Source organism: Specibacter sp. BI4 (assembly GCF_056680095.1).
In genome coordinates, this window is sequence record NZ_CM155265.1 from 2,708,233 (window position 1) to 2,722,542 (window position 14,310).

At 57.6% G+C, this 14,310-nt stretch carries 16 protein-coding genes; 7 read left to right on the plus strand and 9 right to left on the minus strand.

Features of this window, described 5'->3' with window-relative positions; all coding sequences use genetic code 11:
- Window positions 1-276 precede the first annotated feature (276 nt).
- The 3 genes from AC1L6K_RS12470 to AC1L6K_RS12480 form a co-directional block, all read right to left on the minus strand.
- Complete coding sequence (locus AC1L6K_RS12470; RefSeq protein WP_480949187.1) at window positions 277-786, minus strand: hypothetical protein; 510 nt, start codon at window positions 784-786, stop codon at window positions 277-279.
- Between the two features lie 219 nt (window positions 787-1,005).
- A complete protein-coding gene (locus tag AC1L6K_RS12475; RefSeq protein ID WP_480949188.1) occupies window positions 1,006-1,242 on the minus strand; it encodes a hypothetical protein in 237 nt (78 codons plus the stop codon).
- Between the two features lie 125 nt (window positions 1,243-1,367).
- On the minus strand, window positions 1,368-1,532 hold the full coding sequence (locus AC1L6K_RS12480) for an ATP-binding protein (RefSeq protein WP_480949189.1): 165 nt from the start codon (window positions 1,530-1,532) through the stop codon (window positions 1,368-1,370).
- A 294-nt stretch (window positions 1,533-1,826) separates the two neighbouring features.
- On the opposite strand from AC1L6K_RS12480, the gene AC1L6K_RS12485 reads away from it, so the two are divergent.
- Window positions 1,827-2,471: a hypothetical protein gene (locus AC1L6K_RS12485; protein ID WP_480949190.1), complete on the plus strand. Its 645-nt coding sequence runs from the start codon at window positions 1,827-1,829 to the stop codon at window positions 2,469-2,471.
- 116 nt (window positions 2,472-2,587) lie between these two features.
- Here AC1L6K_RS12485 and AC1L6K_RS12490 read toward each other — a convergent pair whose 3' ends face one another.
- From AC1L6K_RS12490 to AC1L6K_RS12500, 3 genes are all read right to left on the minus strand, one after another.
- Window positions 2,588-2,896, minus strand: coding sequence for a hypothetical protein (locus AC1L6K_RS12490; protein WP_480949191.1), 309 nt, complete (start codon window positions 2,894-2,896; stop codon window positions 2,588-2,590).
- A 772-nt stretch (window positions 2,897-3,668) separates the two neighbouring features.
- On the minus strand, window positions 3,669-3,983 hold the full coding sequence (locus AC1L6K_RS12495; RefSeq protein WP_480949192.1) for a PASTA domain-containing protein: 315 nt from the start codon (window positions 3,981-3,983) through the stop codon (window positions 3,669-3,671).
- 174 nt (window positions 3,984-4,157) lie between these two features.
- Window positions 4,158-4,406, minus strand: coding sequence for a hypothetical protein (locus AC1L6K_RS12500; RefSeq protein WP_480949193.1), 249 nt, complete (start codon window positions 4,404-4,406; stop codon window positions 4,158-4,160).
- 329 nt (window positions 4,407-4,735) lie between these two features.
- Between AC1L6K_RS12500 and AC1L6K_RS12505 the strand changes: the two genes are divergently transcribed.
- Window positions 4,736-5,191, plus strand: coding sequence for a Clp protease N-terminal domain-containing protein (locus AC1L6K_RS12505; protein ID WP_480949194.1), 456 nt, complete (start codon window positions 4,736-4,738; stop codon window positions 5,189-5,191).
- Window positions 5,192-5,299: 108 nt separating this feature from the next.
- Here AC1L6K_RS12505 and AC1L6K_RS12510 read toward each other — a convergent pair whose 3' ends face one another.
- On the minus strand, window positions 5,300-6,106 hold the full coding sequence (locus AC1L6K_RS12510) for a DUF2785 domain-containing protein (protein WP_480949195.1): 807 nt from the start codon (window positions 6,104-6,106) through the stop codon (window positions 5,300-5,302).
- A gap of 312 nt (window positions 6,107-6,418) precedes the next feature.
- Here AC1L6K_RS12510 and AC1L6K_RS12515 point away from each other — a divergent pair, with 312 nt between their 5' ends.
- From AC1L6K_RS12515 to AC1L6K_RS12535, 5 genes are all read left to right on the plus strand, one after another.
- Window positions 6,419-6,919 (plus strand): Clp protease N-terminal domain-containing protein, encoded by a 501-nt coding sequence (locus AC1L6K_RS12515; protein WP_480949196.1) that lies wholly within the window; start codon window positions 6,419-6,421, stop codon window positions 6,917-6,919.
- 305 nt (window positions 6,920-7,224) lie between these two features.
- On the plus strand, window positions 7,225-7,839 hold the full coding sequence (locus tag AC1L6K_RS12520) for a hypothetical protein (RefSeq protein ID WP_480949197.1): 615 nt from the start codon (window positions 7,225-7,227) through the stop codon (window positions 7,837-7,839).
- 295 nt (window positions 7,840-8,134) lie between these two features.
- Window positions 8,135-8,401 (plus strand): hypothetical protein, encoded by a 267-nt coding sequence (locus tag AC1L6K_RS12525; protein WP_480949198.1) that lies wholly within the window; start codon window positions 8,135-8,137, stop codon window positions 8,399-8,401.
- 2,394 nt (window positions 8,402-10,795) lie between these two features.
- On the plus strand, window positions 10,796-11,401 hold the full coding sequence (locus AC1L6K_RS12530) for a DUF1214 domain-containing protein (protein WP_480949199.1): 606 nt from the start codon (window positions 10,796-10,798) through the stop codon (window positions 11,399-11,401).
- On the plus strand, window positions 11,398-12,069 hold the full coding sequence (locus tag AC1L6K_RS12535) for a DUF1254 domain-containing protein (protein ID WP_480949200.1): 672 nt from the start codon (window positions 11,398-11,400) through the stop codon (window positions 12,067-12,069). The genes AC1L6K_RS12530 and AC1L6K_RS12535 overlap by 4 nt, the downstream gene beginning before the upstream one ends.
- Window positions 12,070-12,394: 325 nt before the next feature.
- On the opposite strand, the gene AC1L6K_RS12540 is transcribed toward AC1L6K_RS12535, so the two are convergent.
- The gene (locus AC1L6K_RS12540) at window positions 12,395-13,075 is read right to left on the minus strand and encodes an IS30 family transposase (protein WP_480952764.1); all 681 of its coding nucleotides are present in this window, start codon (window positions 13,073-13,075) and stop codon (window positions 12,395-12,397) included.
- Window positions 13,076-13,090: 15 nt separating this feature from the next.
- A complete protein-coding gene (locus tag AC1L6K_RS12545; protein ID WP_480949201.1) occupies window positions 13,091-14,155 on the minus strand; it encodes a transposase in 1,065 nt (354 codons plus the stop codon).
- Window positions 14,156-14,310 lie beyond the last annotated feature (155 nt).

Consider the following 14,310-nt stretch of genomic DNA (forward strand, 5'->3'; position numbering starts at 1 on the left):
TACCCTTGGCAATGAGTCGCAATGTACCGCCCGTATGTCGAACCTCTAGCGGGACAACCTTCGCCAGAATTGTTTCGAACCGACTAATGGACCCGAAAACTACTCGTTGTCACAGCCAATCTTTCAAGATCCAGCATCGCTAATTTCGCGCCGATCGGCACAAGTCTCTAACGGATTCGAAAGTCTCGTACTCTTGTGGCCGCGGCGCCTGAGACTGGTGTGTTCCGACATCAGGTTGTGGTCGCGCGATTCGTTCTCTGCGCGAGGGGTTCGACGTCAGTCGGGGGTGTAGGGGCTGATCTCCAGCTGGTCAGCTCCGTGATCGTGCAATGCCTTGACGACACGCTGTGTGGCGATGAAAGCAGAGTTCTGATATGTCTGGCCGTAGAGGTTCTGGATGTCAGACCCCGGGGACGGATCGGTCGCGAAGCCGGTGTATCCCTCGAGAGGCGAGCCTGCGTGGTCTCGAACCTCGACGTCGAAGGTTCGGTAACCGGTGACCTCAGCGGCGCGAAGTGCCTCGATGAAACGAGTGGAGGCAATCTTCAACGCTATCCCACCGGTCCACAGCAGGTCACCGTACTTCTTGCCTCCGTTGTAGGGAGCAAGCCATACGGGGAAGGGAAGTTCTTCAGGACGCCAGTCCTCGATGAACGGGTAGACACTGGTGACACCGTCGGGCATGTACCAGGGATCTCCGGTGATCTTCGGCTTACCTTGTCCGCAGACGGTGAGCCACACGTCGGTGCGTTTTGATCTGGCCTCTATGCGCACCCACTCGGACATACGCTCGCCTTTCATCAACGGTAGTAGTTCGAGTATATGACCTTCATCGACGTGTTGAACTGAAGGATGACGGTTGCTCGCGCGTTCAGTGTGGATCGTAGCGATAAATGGCGGCTTTTTCGCAACGCTGAATGTCCCCCCTGGTGCCCGCAAGCCGAACCTCCTATGGGACCGTGTGCCCGTTTGCGGCCAAGCAATTGTTGGTCCGAAGCGGGTCGGCTATTCCCTTTCAGAATCCTCATTGTTCGCTGTTTGCTCTATCCAGTCGATTGCCTCATCTGAGAGGGAAAATCCGTCGTTCCCATTGCCGCCAACCCAGGAACCGTCAGGCGTGGGTTGGCCTGTCACAGCCGTGATCTGAAACAGAATGGTTAGCGGCACGATGTCACCGTTGTTGTTGATCAAACATTGCTGCGTTGATGAGTCAAGTAGTGGCCACCAGTCCTGTATGTTCATGGCCTCAGTCTGACATCGAAGCGCCCGCAGCCGGAGCCCCCAGTGGGACCGCTAGTGTCAATCGTGTCGGCGCGGGTCGAATATGGAGCCGTTTTGTGGGGTGAAATTACGCCACGTTGATGGGATTATTCTGCCGTCTTCTCTGGTCTTGCTGAGGGTAGCCATTCGATTTGGTGGTCTTTGAGTCGGTATCTGGGTCCGTTGAGTGTGATGACGTCGGTGTGGTGGACGGTTCGGTCGATCATTGCGGCTGCGAAGACGTGATCGCCGAAGACCTCCAAAATATCCACCGGGGCACAGCAGCTCTTCGACAAGGTAACTGAGACGATGGACCCAGAGCAGGTACTCGCGCTGATCTGGATCAGTTAGAACGGCCAGCCGAAACAGTGACGTCGCCGCGGACGGAAGCTTGCAATCACAGCCTTGTGAGCCGCATGAGGGGTTAAGAATTCGGCAATTTTCGGCTTCTGCGCATATAGAATCCATCAAGACGGCCACCGGCCGGTCCTACTCGTGGTGTTCTGGAAGTACGGGCAACGCGTCCACCGTGGACACGGATGGGCCCGGCGGAAGTATCGGCGATTATGGACACGATGGAGCCACCGGCCACGGGCGGGCCCGTCGAGGATGTTGGCAAGGACCGGGATTATGTAGCCATTGACGACAGCGGAGCGTTTACCTACCACGGCTCGTCAGGCAATCTTTTAGCCGCCTTGGAATATGCCGCGGAGGCCACGTGCATCATCGATCGGGCCGGCACCTTCTACAGCCTGATCCTGGATCGCGACCGGGGGATAGTCCTGAGCCGGGCGCTTGGGCAGGTTGAATTGGCCTGGCTCTGGCAGGCGTGGGTGGAGGACCAGCATGTCCACGCGGGCCAGCACAGAATCCGCCGGTTCTATCCGGAAACCCTAGAAACCCTGATTGTCTCCCTATTTGAAGTCCTTGCCCTGGAGCAAGGGGCTGGCCCGGGGTTGAATACGTGGCGAGTGTCTATCGACGCCAGATGGTCGGACGAGCTGCCATGGAAGGACATCGAATCCAAGCTGGCTGGCCTGGACCATCTGGAACACGTCCACGTGCGTGACCCGTACGGACACAGCTACCGTCCCATCAGACGCAGAAACCATACACCTTTACCGTTGAAATCCACACACCTTTGGTACATCGAGGTGCCAGCAACCGCGGAGGCCGCTACGAATCATCCTCCTATCGAAACCACCATGTGAAAGTGCAAGAATGCCACCAAAAGAAGCAAGCCGTCACAGAATCCCGGCAGGTCTCATTGACGGGGCAATGGCTCACTTCCATGGAAGTGACCCAGGTGGGGCCAAGACCGCAAAATCTATGCCGCCTTGTGGTGCTTTCCAAAGACCATAGAGATTATCGTCATGACCCCGGTGACGGTTAATATTGACGGCCCCTCCCCAACCTTCTTGGCTAGGGGGCGGGAAGCGCCGAAGGCCGCGATGTAGGTGCCGGTGAGGGCGACAGCCCTTGCCGAGCCTGCGTCGTTCTTCCAGACCGTGAAGGCGGCCAGGCCGCAAACTGCCAAAATGGCGCCACCTGCTTGCCAGCTGTCTGTATCGCGGGCGACTTTGTAGCTGAGTAAGAGTCCGACTTTGGTCAGGCCGGTAGAAACGATGCGGGACATTCGAGTTCTCCTTCAGCGGATGGGACAAGCAACAACTCAAGGATAGGATCGGAGCCGAAGTACGCGCATGAAAATCGGTGTCAAACAAGCGAAGTTTCCGGCCAGTGTCTGAGGTGCGCTGGTTCGTCAGTGTCAAAGTCGCCATTCCTCACGGGCGGGAGTGATCCACATCTTCGGAATGGAATTTGCTGCCAACAGCGACTCTGATTGGGGTGGGATGTCTCGAGAGATGACGGGGGTCGGTGAGAACAACAGTCCCTTTCCGACTACCAAGTCCTGGGCGGCCCGGTCGAGAAAACCTAGTTCTCCGCCCGTCGCGGCACACGAAACCGCCAAATTCAACTGTGAATAGACCGCCATATTCAACCAACAGTCGCACCCGGCAAGTTTCTGCCATATTCAGAAGTCGTCTGCACAAATATCAGTACTCGTCTGCGCAGCCCGGGTGCGTCCGTAGGCGGAACGTTCAACGGACGTTGCGAGGAAGATTGCTGGTTATCTCGTCGCGGTCGGCGCTGCCTCACGTATCGAATGCGGCCTAACCGCCGGCGGTAGTGTCGGAGGAGTTCCGTGGGGCACTTCCTCTGCGGTGGCAATCCTTAATAATGGCCAAGCGTGCTTCTCACAAGGACCCACATTCACCTTTGGGTAAATAGGCCAGTCAGTGGGGCTGATTCGATGGAGTCAGCCCCACTAACTGACGCTCAGGGCCTCTTGCTGGAGGAAAGGACCATCTCACACGGCTAGACGAAGAAGGTCTCTCGAACCGCTCTCAGTCGTCCTTCTCCGGATCTGCATGCACCTCAAGTGTGGGTGTCGGCCCGCTCTTGGGCGCCGGCACGTCACTTCGGGCTTGACCGTCCTGGACGAAAGTAATCCGGATGTCGCTCCACCGATCAAGGACCGACCCCGGGGAAGGATCCTGGGTGGTCACCCAGAACAGCCCCGGCCACGTACGCGAATGGAGCCCCTGCCCGTCAGGGTCCCCGGTTGCGAGAACAAGCCCGATGTTCGCCGCCATTTCTTCTGCAATATCCACAGGCTGCCCGACAAGATCGGGAACAGTCACCATTTGACGCTCAACCATCTCTGCATCTCCTTTGAGCCGGAACAGCTAGAACGGTGAAACTAAGCCTTCTTCCCACCAGAATACCGCCGGTGGTTCAGCCGGGCTCTCACCGGACCCCGTTTAACATGGGTCCCAATGACACTGCGATTTACCGCCAAACTGGGCTCAAATCAGATTGACATTCTCAGAGCCCTATAGTTCGGGATGCTTGGGGTCCTTGCCTCGTTCGCGCCAATAATCATCCCGCTGCTTTCGCACGAACAACACGAGGTTGACCACCAGCGCCACCGTAAGGAGGACTTGGATGGTGACGATGATCCACTGCCATCGGTCGCGAAAGTCTGTTGAAAGCCATGTAGGAATCAGGAAGAACGTCACGGCTAAGGCCAAAATAAGCAGTCCTGGGAAAAGAGCGAGCTTCCGTTGTTCCGGAGAATTCATGGCTCAACCTGTCGATTTCAATGTAGAAAGACGATCGCCTCTTGATGATGGTTCTGGTTCAGACTGTAACACCGGCCCCGATCCAAATCGCCACAGGTTGCTTTCGATGCCCATAGGACACCATCCCGTAGTCGGTCAGATTTCGGGCCGCACGGCCGTGGGACCTAGACGAGGAATGTCAGTAGCTCCATGTCTCACAGTCGAACGTCTACCGGGACGTGCACTCTTCCGTGCATCGGCAGGCGCGAGCGTGGTGCTGGTGCGCCGCGAAGACTACTCTTAAAGGCATGGGCCGTTCGACGAAGTTTGGGAACTAAACCGAAAGGGCTGTGCGGGCGGTGATCCTGGCTCAAGAAGAGTCAAGGTCTATCCATGACCGGTACATCGGTCCCGAGCATCTGCTGTTGGGGATTTTGCACGCTGATCCGGACGCGGTGCAGACGGCGCTGGGGGTCTGGCCTCAGGAAGTGCGTGATGCGATAGTAGGTTTCGTTCCCCCTTGGCCGCCAGACACCTCAGAAACAATGCCGTTCACCCCCGAGTCTCTGGACGCCCTCAAGGCGGCGCAACGCACCGCGCAGGCGCTGCATTTCGATCACGTCGGGATCAAGCACCTATTGTTCGGGGTGCTGAGTGTCCATGGCGACCGACTGGATCGGGCACTGGTAGATGCGGGTGTGGATCGAGACAGTGCGCAAACGCGGATAATGGCGGCGCTTACGCAGGGGCGATCGGCTGGTCGGAGCGGAGCAACAGGCAGTGATCGCCCGCCCACGCCCGGCTGACCTGATGTTGAATCAGGAAGCAGGACCAGTCCGTCGCTTGGGGAAGGGCTTACGGGAAAATTCTTGTGTGTTGATTTAGGCGTTACCTAGGTTGCGTGTCGTTATTGGTCATTCGGGTCTTGGAGCCGACATCTGAGTCGTTCCGGTTCGGGAACCGAGATTCCACATCCACGGAGACACAGAATGTAGAACCTCCCTGAGGCCTCGTTCTACGGCAGCAGAATGTTGAATCCTAATATTGTGTGCCTCGTATTTCATCGTGACACTCGTGAGTAGGCAAACGACGCGTAAAGTGCGGATCGAATTTGATACCAATGCGGGCACAGGTCCGGGCTCACCTTGAGCAAATGCTTGCATCAGTGGTTCCATCCACGCCGTTGCGTCGCGCTGAGTCAGATGCGGATTGGAAAGCGTGACGGCGATAGCAAAACCGAGCCTGTCGTCCTCCTGATCGCGCCAGACAGTGAGAGAGGGGCTCAGCATTCTATTTGCAGCGAGATTAAGGGCGGGCCGTGGCGACTCTGGCCATGTCCAGCCGAAGGCTCCCAGTGCGTCGGCGCCATGCGCGATTGCGTGTAGCCATCCGCGTTTGGAGCTGTATCCGGTCACCTCCTCCTCTGTTGCATACCAGGAGGCGAATTGTGGAAACAAGTCGGGTTCAGAGGCTCCGCGAAGGACAAGCCGGGAAAGCACCAAAGCCGCAAAACTTCGTGCTTCCACGCGAGGATGCGTCAGCCGACCCATCAACTGCGGCCCCAGCGAGCTCACCTGGGCTTTTGAGAGCGCACCCGAATCAACCAATTCACAAAGTGTGCCCAGCGACTCACCATCCCTAACGGTTGGGTCAGGCGAAGCTAGGTCATCGAAAAGCTTGGCTAGCTCAGAGTCTGAAATTTTTGCCGGTGGCTGTGACATTGTTTGAAGCTAGCACGAGGCACTCTCGAGTGCGCGTAGGCCACCGTTTCGAACTCGATTTGAAGAATCAATTATCAATTTGCGGAAACCCAGGCGGGGTCACTTGATGCCATCAAATAGGTCTAGGGCCGGTTTTCTGCGCAACCATCCCGTATGCCGGTCCGGCTCCGGGCCATTGAATCACCTAAATCAACAGTGGCAGCGAGATCGATGGTGCTGTCCGCAGGGGAACCTCCTGCGGGACGTGCGCTTTTCCGCGCATCGGGAGGCACGCCCGTGGTGCTGGCCCGCCGCGATGACTACCCTAGGGGCATGGGACGTTCGACGGAGTTTGGCAACTACACCGACAGGGCTGTGCGGGTGGTGGTCCTGGCACAGGAAGAGGCAAGGGGGATGATGCATGACGCGTACATCGGTCCCGAGCATTTTCTGTTGGGGCTTTTGCACGCTGAACCGGACGCGGCGCAGACGGCACTGGGCGTCTGGCCCGATGACGTGCGTGAGGCGATAATGCGTTTCGCCTCCCCTGGTCCGCTGGACACCTCAGCATCATTCCCGTTCACCCCCGAGGCTTTGGACGCCCTCAAGGCCGCGCAGCGCGCCTCGCGGGAGTTTCATTCGGATCACGTCGGGATCAAGCACCTGTTGTTCGGGGTGCTGAGTGTCCATGGCGACCGCCTGGATCGGGCACTGGAGGATGCGGGTGTGGACCGGGACAGTGCGCATGCACGGGTAATGGCGGCGCTTGCGCAGGGGCGGTCGACTGGCCGGGGCGGGGCAACAGGCAGCGATCGCCCGCCCACCTCCGGCTGACGAGTTGTTGAATCAGGAAGCAGGGCTAGTCCGTCGCTGGGGGAACCTTTACCGGACGTGTGCGACATGAGTAGTCAGAATCTTAGACAATTGCCGAGCTCTGGCCGGGAAGAGTCCTCCTCGCATTGCTAGTGAGTTTGGAAATTGGTGCTGGTTAGTATGTTTTTCGTCTCGCATCAGTCATAGACTCGGCCGTGACATGTCCGCTGTCGAATTCATGGTGCTTTCTTCCAAGAACAGGCAATCGCTAACAACATCCTGCTTTGCACGTTGTCAGTGGACTGCGGGAAGGTAGGGGAGTTCGGATGGCTTTGGATACCGATGCGGGCGCGAAAGAGCGGTGGGAGGCAGCCGCCAAGCTGGCGGAAGGCGCCCGAGACGAACATTACCGGCACCGGCGCACCTGGACCTGGCTGTTCCTGATTGCGTTGTTGATTGTCGTTGGTGCGGGGGGTGTATTGATTGGAGCGTTGTTCCCGACTCCTCGCCGGACCGACCCGTCTCCGGGACGAGAGTGGGTTGCTGCAGGGCTTAGTTTGATCTCGTTTTTATGGATCGGGGCCGTCTTCATCCAGGGTCTCCGGTCCAAGACATTCATTACGCGTTGGCGGGCTGTCCTGTCGCCTCTGAACCGTGCCGAACGCCGCCGAGTAGTGAAGCAGTGGCGTGGTTCTGTCCCAGTAGCTGTGGAAGAGTTTCCTGTCGTCAAGGCAGCCGCTATCCAAACGATGGTTCAAATCGACTTTCAATTCCGCCTAGCGTGCGGAATGGTGGTGCTGGTCGCTGGACTGGTTCTGAATTCGGATTTAAGGTTCATCCAATTCATTGCCGTCGTAGGATTCACGGTGTACGCATTTGGAGTTCTATTGATGTTCAGGGATCGGCGCCGCATTACCGCATTTCTTCAGCAAAACGAATAGGTACTGCCGCTGCGACCCACAAGCCGAACGACATTCGGGACAGTGAGTAATCTTCGAAAAGCGCGAGGAAACTGGCTTCTGGTTTTTGCAGCTCCGACGTTTGGCTGTGCACCCTCGTGGGGCAGACCCCGTTCGACGTGATCATAGGGTCGCCTAGAACGCTTGTGCTGGTCGCCAGCCGAAGTGAAGACAGCAGCATAAAGCCTGTCGCTCGGCCAATTGCCGTGGCTATACTTTCAGCAACCGGCACGGGGTCCGCAGTTGGGCGCCACCAGCAAACAGGAGGGGGTTCGCCTTGGCTGAACGCACTCGAGCAAGAGTATCGGTGGCATTACTTCAATGGGGAGTTCTTGCCGTTGCCGTTTGGTTCTATCTGACCTTGTCGGTTCGTCTGAATCAGCCGAACGCCTGGGCCATTTTCGCTCTGCTGGTGGTAGCTAGCGCATTCCTGGCTCTGGCGGTTGGTCGGTACTCCCTCAAAGGGCTGCGCAAGCCAAAATGGGTTCTTCTGGCGAGCCTTGTGGCCTTTGTTTTGGCGGACGGCTTGGGCACGCTCGGATAAACGAAGCATCTTCGCTTCTCATAGGCGAACTGTCTCCGCACAGGATCTTGTCAGTTTTCGCAATCAACCCATGCCGCTCCGCTATCTACCCGCCGCTTGCGTTGATGAGCCAGATCGACAGTACCCCTGTCCGCGGGGTGCGGCCAGGGGTACAAAGGTGGCGCCCATTTCACAGCCCGGAGTGAGGGCTCAGATAGGCCCGCAAGCGGAACCTCTTCCGGGACGGGCCGGTGATATTTCGGTGGTTTGGGCGTTGCAGTTGATGTTCATGGGACGACTGCGAAGTGCATTGCGAACTTGACCCCGGTGAATTGTCACCTAGCACCGGCGGTGGTTTGATTGCTTTCCTGCGGACCGCGCAGGTCGTTGTGCCGGAGTGGGTGCATCGCCGTGGTCGCTGTGTTCTTCCAAAGCCAAGAGTCAGTATTACCGCTGGGTTATGCTGTGCATGCACAGGAGATGTGGAAGGTGCATGTTGGGACTTATGCCGATACTTGGGGGGTATATATGGAACCGGCTTGGGTCGACAAGTCACAGAAGTCCGGACGACAGGCGATTCCTGTTGTACTGGCTGTGATTGTTGGATTCTGCGGCATAGGTTTACCACTCACGGATGCAATGTACCTACCCGCCTTCATCGCAGCAATAGTTTTCGCCGCGGCGACTCCATTGGCGTTGCTGGCGGGGGCCCCAAAAGAGCTGATGCAGAGGAGTCGGCCTTTTCGTTGGCTGTCCATTGCATCCATATTTTCGGCGGCATGTGTTGTTGTGGCAAGTGGATTTTTGATGTCATACGGGAGCCCTGCGGGGGCAACTGCTGACATTGGTGGCTTTGGGTCGTGGTTGCTGTCGACGATAACCCTGGTGACAGTCACCAGCTGCGCAATCCGGGCGTGGCGTGTGGAGTACGCAGCTCCGCCGACAACGTTGCGTGGCATTCAGCGACAGGAACGGCGGGCAAAAAGCAGGTAGATCCGAAAATCAAGAATCTCACGTCAACGGTGCAATTTTCAACGCTAACTGACACATTTTTTTGGAGGGGTAAATGTCGTAACCCCAAACGCAATGACTCTCGGTTCACTCTGTTTCGCAGGGGACGCCCTACGGGACGGTCCAGCATCAATCGAGATCTCCGCATTCCGGACGATCCGGCTGCTAGTTGAGTTTCCCAAAATGTCCGGCAGCATCGGACGGAATTCGCTCGCGCCTCATGGACATAGAAATAGCCAGAAATACTATTCCAACGACCAGAACAATAATTGAAACACCAAGTAGGCCTATGTAACCTGAGGTCGCCTCGCAACCCATAGAATTGCCCACGTCAGGACAAGTCCGCCACGGCCCAAGGTACACCAGAAAAACGCCAACTAATGATGCAATAACCAGCAGAATCCCCACTGCCGCACACACAGTCTTTCTGTAAGCTCTCATAGTTCATCCAAACACAGCAACGCTATTCTCTTCATCCTCCCGTAGGTTGAACGTCCTGTGGGACGCTTTTGGGCTTGGCGATTATTTCTTGACTTGACTTGAGAACCATGGGCATTTAAGAGCCCACAACTGACGATCAACTGTATAGTTGCCGGCTTGCCAACCAACTGATGGGTGAGAAGTGGGTATCTAGCCCCAGGCCCGGCCTGATCATGCCCATTCGCCGTTGTCCGTCTTTGTGTCCGTCGTGTTCAGAATGGAGGGTCGTCGTCAACTACTCCATCAGACTTGTCGAGTTCAACCTGAAGATGCCTTTCACGCACTTTCAGGAGGCCGAGTGTGAGAAAGCAGAAACCAACGAGGATTCCTAAGATGGCCAGAGTAGGGTTCGGGCGAACAAAAAGGCCTATTACTCCGGCGATAGTTACGACGGATCCGATGATGAGGGCAAACAGCATCATGAATTTTTGGTTTGTGTATCTTCGTTTTGTCGCTGACAAGAAGATCACCTCGGGTGGGAGTCGGTACTTGGTCGTAAGTCTAGGACGATTGCGGAGCGCCCGGCTGCCCTTGGGGCCGCGTGTCTCACCTTGGGCAGGGTGTCCGACAGTGGAACGCTGAGCGGGCACGGTGCAAGAGGAGCCTCCGTTGTCTATACCAGCCGGAATCGCGACTCAGTACTATGGGACTGTTCGCAGGGAAGGCTTCTGATACGCGGCGTGACGTACTCGATGCGAATCGCAGCATGAAGAACAGGAAAACGCATGCCGATGGATCAGCAAGAATCCCCGATCGCACGTCCGCCTCGAAAGAAGGTGAAGCGGTGGTTCCGGCCAAACCAGTCCGGCCCGGGCTGGCACCCCAGTTCTTGGCAAGGCTGGCTGGTGCTCGGGGGCATCGTCGCCGCTATCGTTGCCATTGTCGTGCTTTTCAGGACCGGGTTGCTGTGATGCGGACGTCGTCGTGAGCGGATTCCTCACCTGGATCGCGGGTTCCGGTGTCGTGCAAGGTGTGATCATCGGCTTTACCTTCGCGTACCTGACCACGATTCTGATCTTGAATGCCGTCGCGAAGGCCGAGACGAAGACTGTCAACGGCTGGAGCGCGATCCCCAAAGCCGGTCATCCCGGCAACGGACTACTGGTACGTGCCGCATTACAAAAGGCATTGCCGGTCGTCAACGTGTTCGAAGAGGCAGCCTACTGGACTTCGAGCAGCGATGCTGAAGGGGCGCCTCTTAGTGGAGAGCATGCCTATAGTCTGCATCTCCCGCCGGATCGGGTTCCACCGAATGATGCCTTCTGGTCGCTCACAGCGACGGACACCGTCGGTTACATGGTCAGTACCCCACAGGGGCGCTCGAGCGTAAACAGCCACTCTGGCCTGGTGAAGAACGCCGATGGCTCGATCGATGTTCGGCTGCAGCCACACCAGCCATCCGGTGCGGCTCAGAACTGGCTGGCCACGCCTTCCGGTCGGTTCAAGCTCATGCTGCGCGCTTATCTTCCGGCATCCGCCATCGTGGACGGCGACTACGAGGTTCCGCCGGTCGTCGAGGTGCGGTCATGAATCGCCTGATCCTGAAACATGGCACCGCGGTCACGATCGTCATCCTGGCTGTTTTCGCGTGGGTCATCTACAGACGGGTTGCCGATGGCGGTGTGGACGCGATCATTCTGCTGGCCACGACGGCTGTGGCCGTGTGGGTGCTGGGTGCGTTCGCCTTTATTTACTTTTGGCCGCGGATCACCGTCGGCGGCTTCAAACGAATAATCGTAGGGCGCGGATTGGGCGGCGGCCCGATCCCGGTAAACACGCTCTACGCCGTGCCCGAGAGCCCATCCCAGTCGGCATCGTCCGGCAGCGTCATCGCGACGGGCACCGATGATGTTCTGTACTTCGGCGGTTGGTTGAACGTGAAATCCGGACCGCAAGTGCTGCACGTTCCCGAGATGGACAAGCGATACTACAGCGTGCAGTTCACCGATCCGACCAGCGGCGCGAATTTCGCCTACGTAGGCAAGCGCACCACTGGAACCGCAATCGGCAACTTCCTCCTCTGCGAGCGTCAGTGGGCCGGAGCTACGCCAGAGGGCATGGTCCGGATTGATGTGCCGCGTCGCGCCGCCCTGCTCATAGGCCGGGTTTTCGTCGCCGACGAAGATGACCGCGGCACGGCTTATGCACTCGCGAGGCAAATCCAGCTCACCCCACTACAACACAAGCGTGAACGTTAGCCCGGCCGACCAACGTGACGAGCTTCATCGCCCATTGACCGTCTAGGAAAACGAACGCTACTGATTGACTGCAGGAAGCCTTAAATCCCTGAGTAAATGACGGCCATCATTCGATTTCAAACGGCGACGTCGACAGTCCCGCAAGACGGTCCTTAAACGGTACGCACCCTGCCCTGACCTGCGCATTTAGAAGTTTCGAGATTCACAGGAAAGTCGACCGTCCCGTTAGAACTGTCCGGTGACTTGTCCGGTGAGCGGACGGCGGATTCTATTGGTCGACGCAACAGTTGAATGAAATTGGGGAGTGTTTCCCGGTATTTTGAGACTATCCTAAAGTGCTTAAAGTTGCGTCGCGTTCGGCTTTGAATCGTGCTGCTGGGGTGTCGTAGTCCATGGTCTTTCTTGGTCTGGTGTTGAGTTCTCGCATCACGTCGGTGACGTGCTTGGCACTGTGTGGTGCGAGGTTGGTGCCTTTGGGGAAGTACTGGCGCAGAAGTCCGTTGAAGTTCTCGTTTGCACCCCGTTGCCAAGGACTGGAGCGCTCGGCGAAATACACTGGGACCCCGGTTTCATTCGTGAGTTCCTGATGTCTTGCCATTTCGATTCCTTGGTCCCACGTCAGTGTGCGTTTCAACGCGGGCGGTAGTTTATTGAATGCGCCGATGATGGCCGCGTTGGTGCTTGCAGCGGTGTGGTCACGGGGCAGATTAATGACGATTCCATACTGGGCTTTCCGCTCCCGCAGGGTCACCATCGCCGAAACGGAACCGACCCCGATCACGAGATCCCCTTCCCAATGGCCTACTTCCAACCGGGTTTCAACTTCTGCCGGGCGTTGGTCAATCATGGTCATGTTAAGGATCCGGGAACCCTGTCCTGTGCGAACGCGCCAGCGGGTCTTGCGGATTCTTCTTCCGGTGCGCAGCTTAGTGGCGTAACGCTTATGTAGTCCTTGGTTCTCGCGCAACAGCAGGGCCCGGTAGATCGTTTCGGGGCAGAGCCTCAGGCTCTGGTCCTCAGGCTAAGTTTTCTTCATCCATCCACAGATTTCATCCGGAGACCAGCATCGATTGAGCTTGCGTTGCACGATCCCTCGCAGGCGGGGGTTGGTGATGAGTTTGTAGGCCTTGGGGCGGGCTCGCTGCAGACGGGCGTCGTGAGCGGCTGTGCGGGGCAAATAGCGGCCCTCAACGTCTCGATGGCGATCCAGTTCTCGTTTGATCGTGGAGGGTTGACGGCCCAATTCGCGGGCAACCGCCCGCAGGGAATGTCCCAAATTCAGTAAGTCTGCGATCTGTAGCCGTTCCCGGGGCTGGAGGTATCGACCCGTCGCAGGCGGGGCCGGCGTGAGAGAGGGGATCCGGAAGTGGTTGGCTTGCCGCAGTACCGTGCCTGTTCGTCTGTGCATACCCAGAAGTCTGCATGCTTCAGCGTTGCTTTTGCCCTCTCGCATCAGCTGCCAGTACTTCGTGTTCCGCTCCATACGTCGCTGTTTCGCCTCGGAAACCGTGGAGGAGGCTAGCTGATCTGCGTAGTGGCCCGAGGATAAGAGCGCGGCATGCTGGGCGGCCGATGCCTCCCTCTGATGCTTGGCCAGCAAGGCGATGCGTTCGCTTTCGAAACTACTGCAACGCTTTTCGCTGAGCCGTAGGAGCGACTGGCATCGCCTCAACGTGATCTTCTGAGCCCGGAGGCTATCGAAGCGAGCTTGGAGCCACCGATACGCCGTGGAACGGCCCACCTTCGCCACCACAGCTGCCTGGGTAGTGCTTTGGCCGCGATCAAAGGCCTCCCAAAACACAGATTCAACGTCAACGTTGACTTGCAGATGGTGGCGGCCCGTAGCACCACTGACCGCCGCTTCCCAGGCGGGGAGCCTAGCAGTAGTGAATCCAAGGGACGACATCGCCTGAGCGGGACTGGGTCCTTCTTGGCCTTGGCGCAGCTGCAGATATCTTTCACGCAACCAGCGGTAGCCGACTTCCTTATGAATACCGCAGGCTCGGGCGGAGGAATTGAGACTATTCCCTTCCTTGATCAAGGCAAGAAAGCGGACGCCTGCTGGCGATGAAGAACGAAGATACATATCGAATCACCTTTGAAAGAGGTGTTGCTTCGATCGATAGAATCCCGCCACGTTCAAACGGGATCATCCAGCAGTCAGCCAGTTGGGATGTCGTTGGGGGCTGTTGAATTGCTCCCTGAACAACAGGGTGCCTGCTGGAGCGTAGTGCCCGGCGA

Bases quoted from the DNA above. Each gene is read 5' to 3' on its own strand.
- AC1L6K_RS12470 (WP_480949187.1), bottom strand. From the start codon at position 786: ATGTCCGAGTGGGTGCGCATAGAGGCCAGATCAAAACGCACCGACGTG.
- AC1L6K_RS12475 (WP_480949188.1), bottom strand. From the start codon at position 1,242: ATGAACATACAGGACTGGTGGCCACTACTTGACTCATCAACGCAGCAA.
- AC1L6K_RS12485 (WP_480949190.1), top strand. From the start codon at position 1,827: ATGGACACGATGGAGCCACCGGCCACGGGCGGGCCCGTCGAGGATGTT.
- AC1L6K_RS12490 (WP_480949191.1), bottom strand. From the start codon at position 2,896: ATGTCCCGCATCGTTTCTACCGGCCTGACCAAAGTCGGACTCTTACTC.
- AC1L6K_RS12495 (WP_480949192.1), bottom strand. From the start codon at position 3,983: ATGGTTGAGCGTCAAATGGTGACTGTTCCCGATCTTGTCGGGCAGCCT.
- AC1L6K_RS12500 (WP_480949193.1), bottom strand. From the start codon at position 4,406: ATGAATTCTCCGGAACAACGGAAGCTCGCTCTTTTCCCAGGACTGCTT.
- AC1L6K_RS12510 (WP_480949195.1), bottom strand. From the start codon at position 6,106: ATGTCACAGCCACCGGCAAAAATTTCAGACTCTGAGCTAGCCAAGCTT.
- AC1L6K_RS12515 (WP_480949196.1), top strand. From the start codon at position 6,419: ATGGGACGTTCGACGGAGTTTGGCAACTACACCGACAGGGCTGTGCGG.
- AC1L6K_RS12520 (WP_480949197.1), top strand. From the start codon at position 7,225: ATGGCTTTGGATACCGATGCGGGCGCGAAAGAGCGGTGGGAGGCAGCC.
- AC1L6K_RS12535 (WP_480949200.1), top strand. From the start codon at position 11,398: ATGAATCGCCTGATCCTGAAACATGGCACCGCGGTCACGATCGTCATC.
- AC1L6K_RS12545 (WP_480949201.1), bottom strand. From the start codon at position 14,155: ATGTATCTTCGTTCTTCATCGCCAGCAGGCGTCCGCTTTCTTGCCTTG.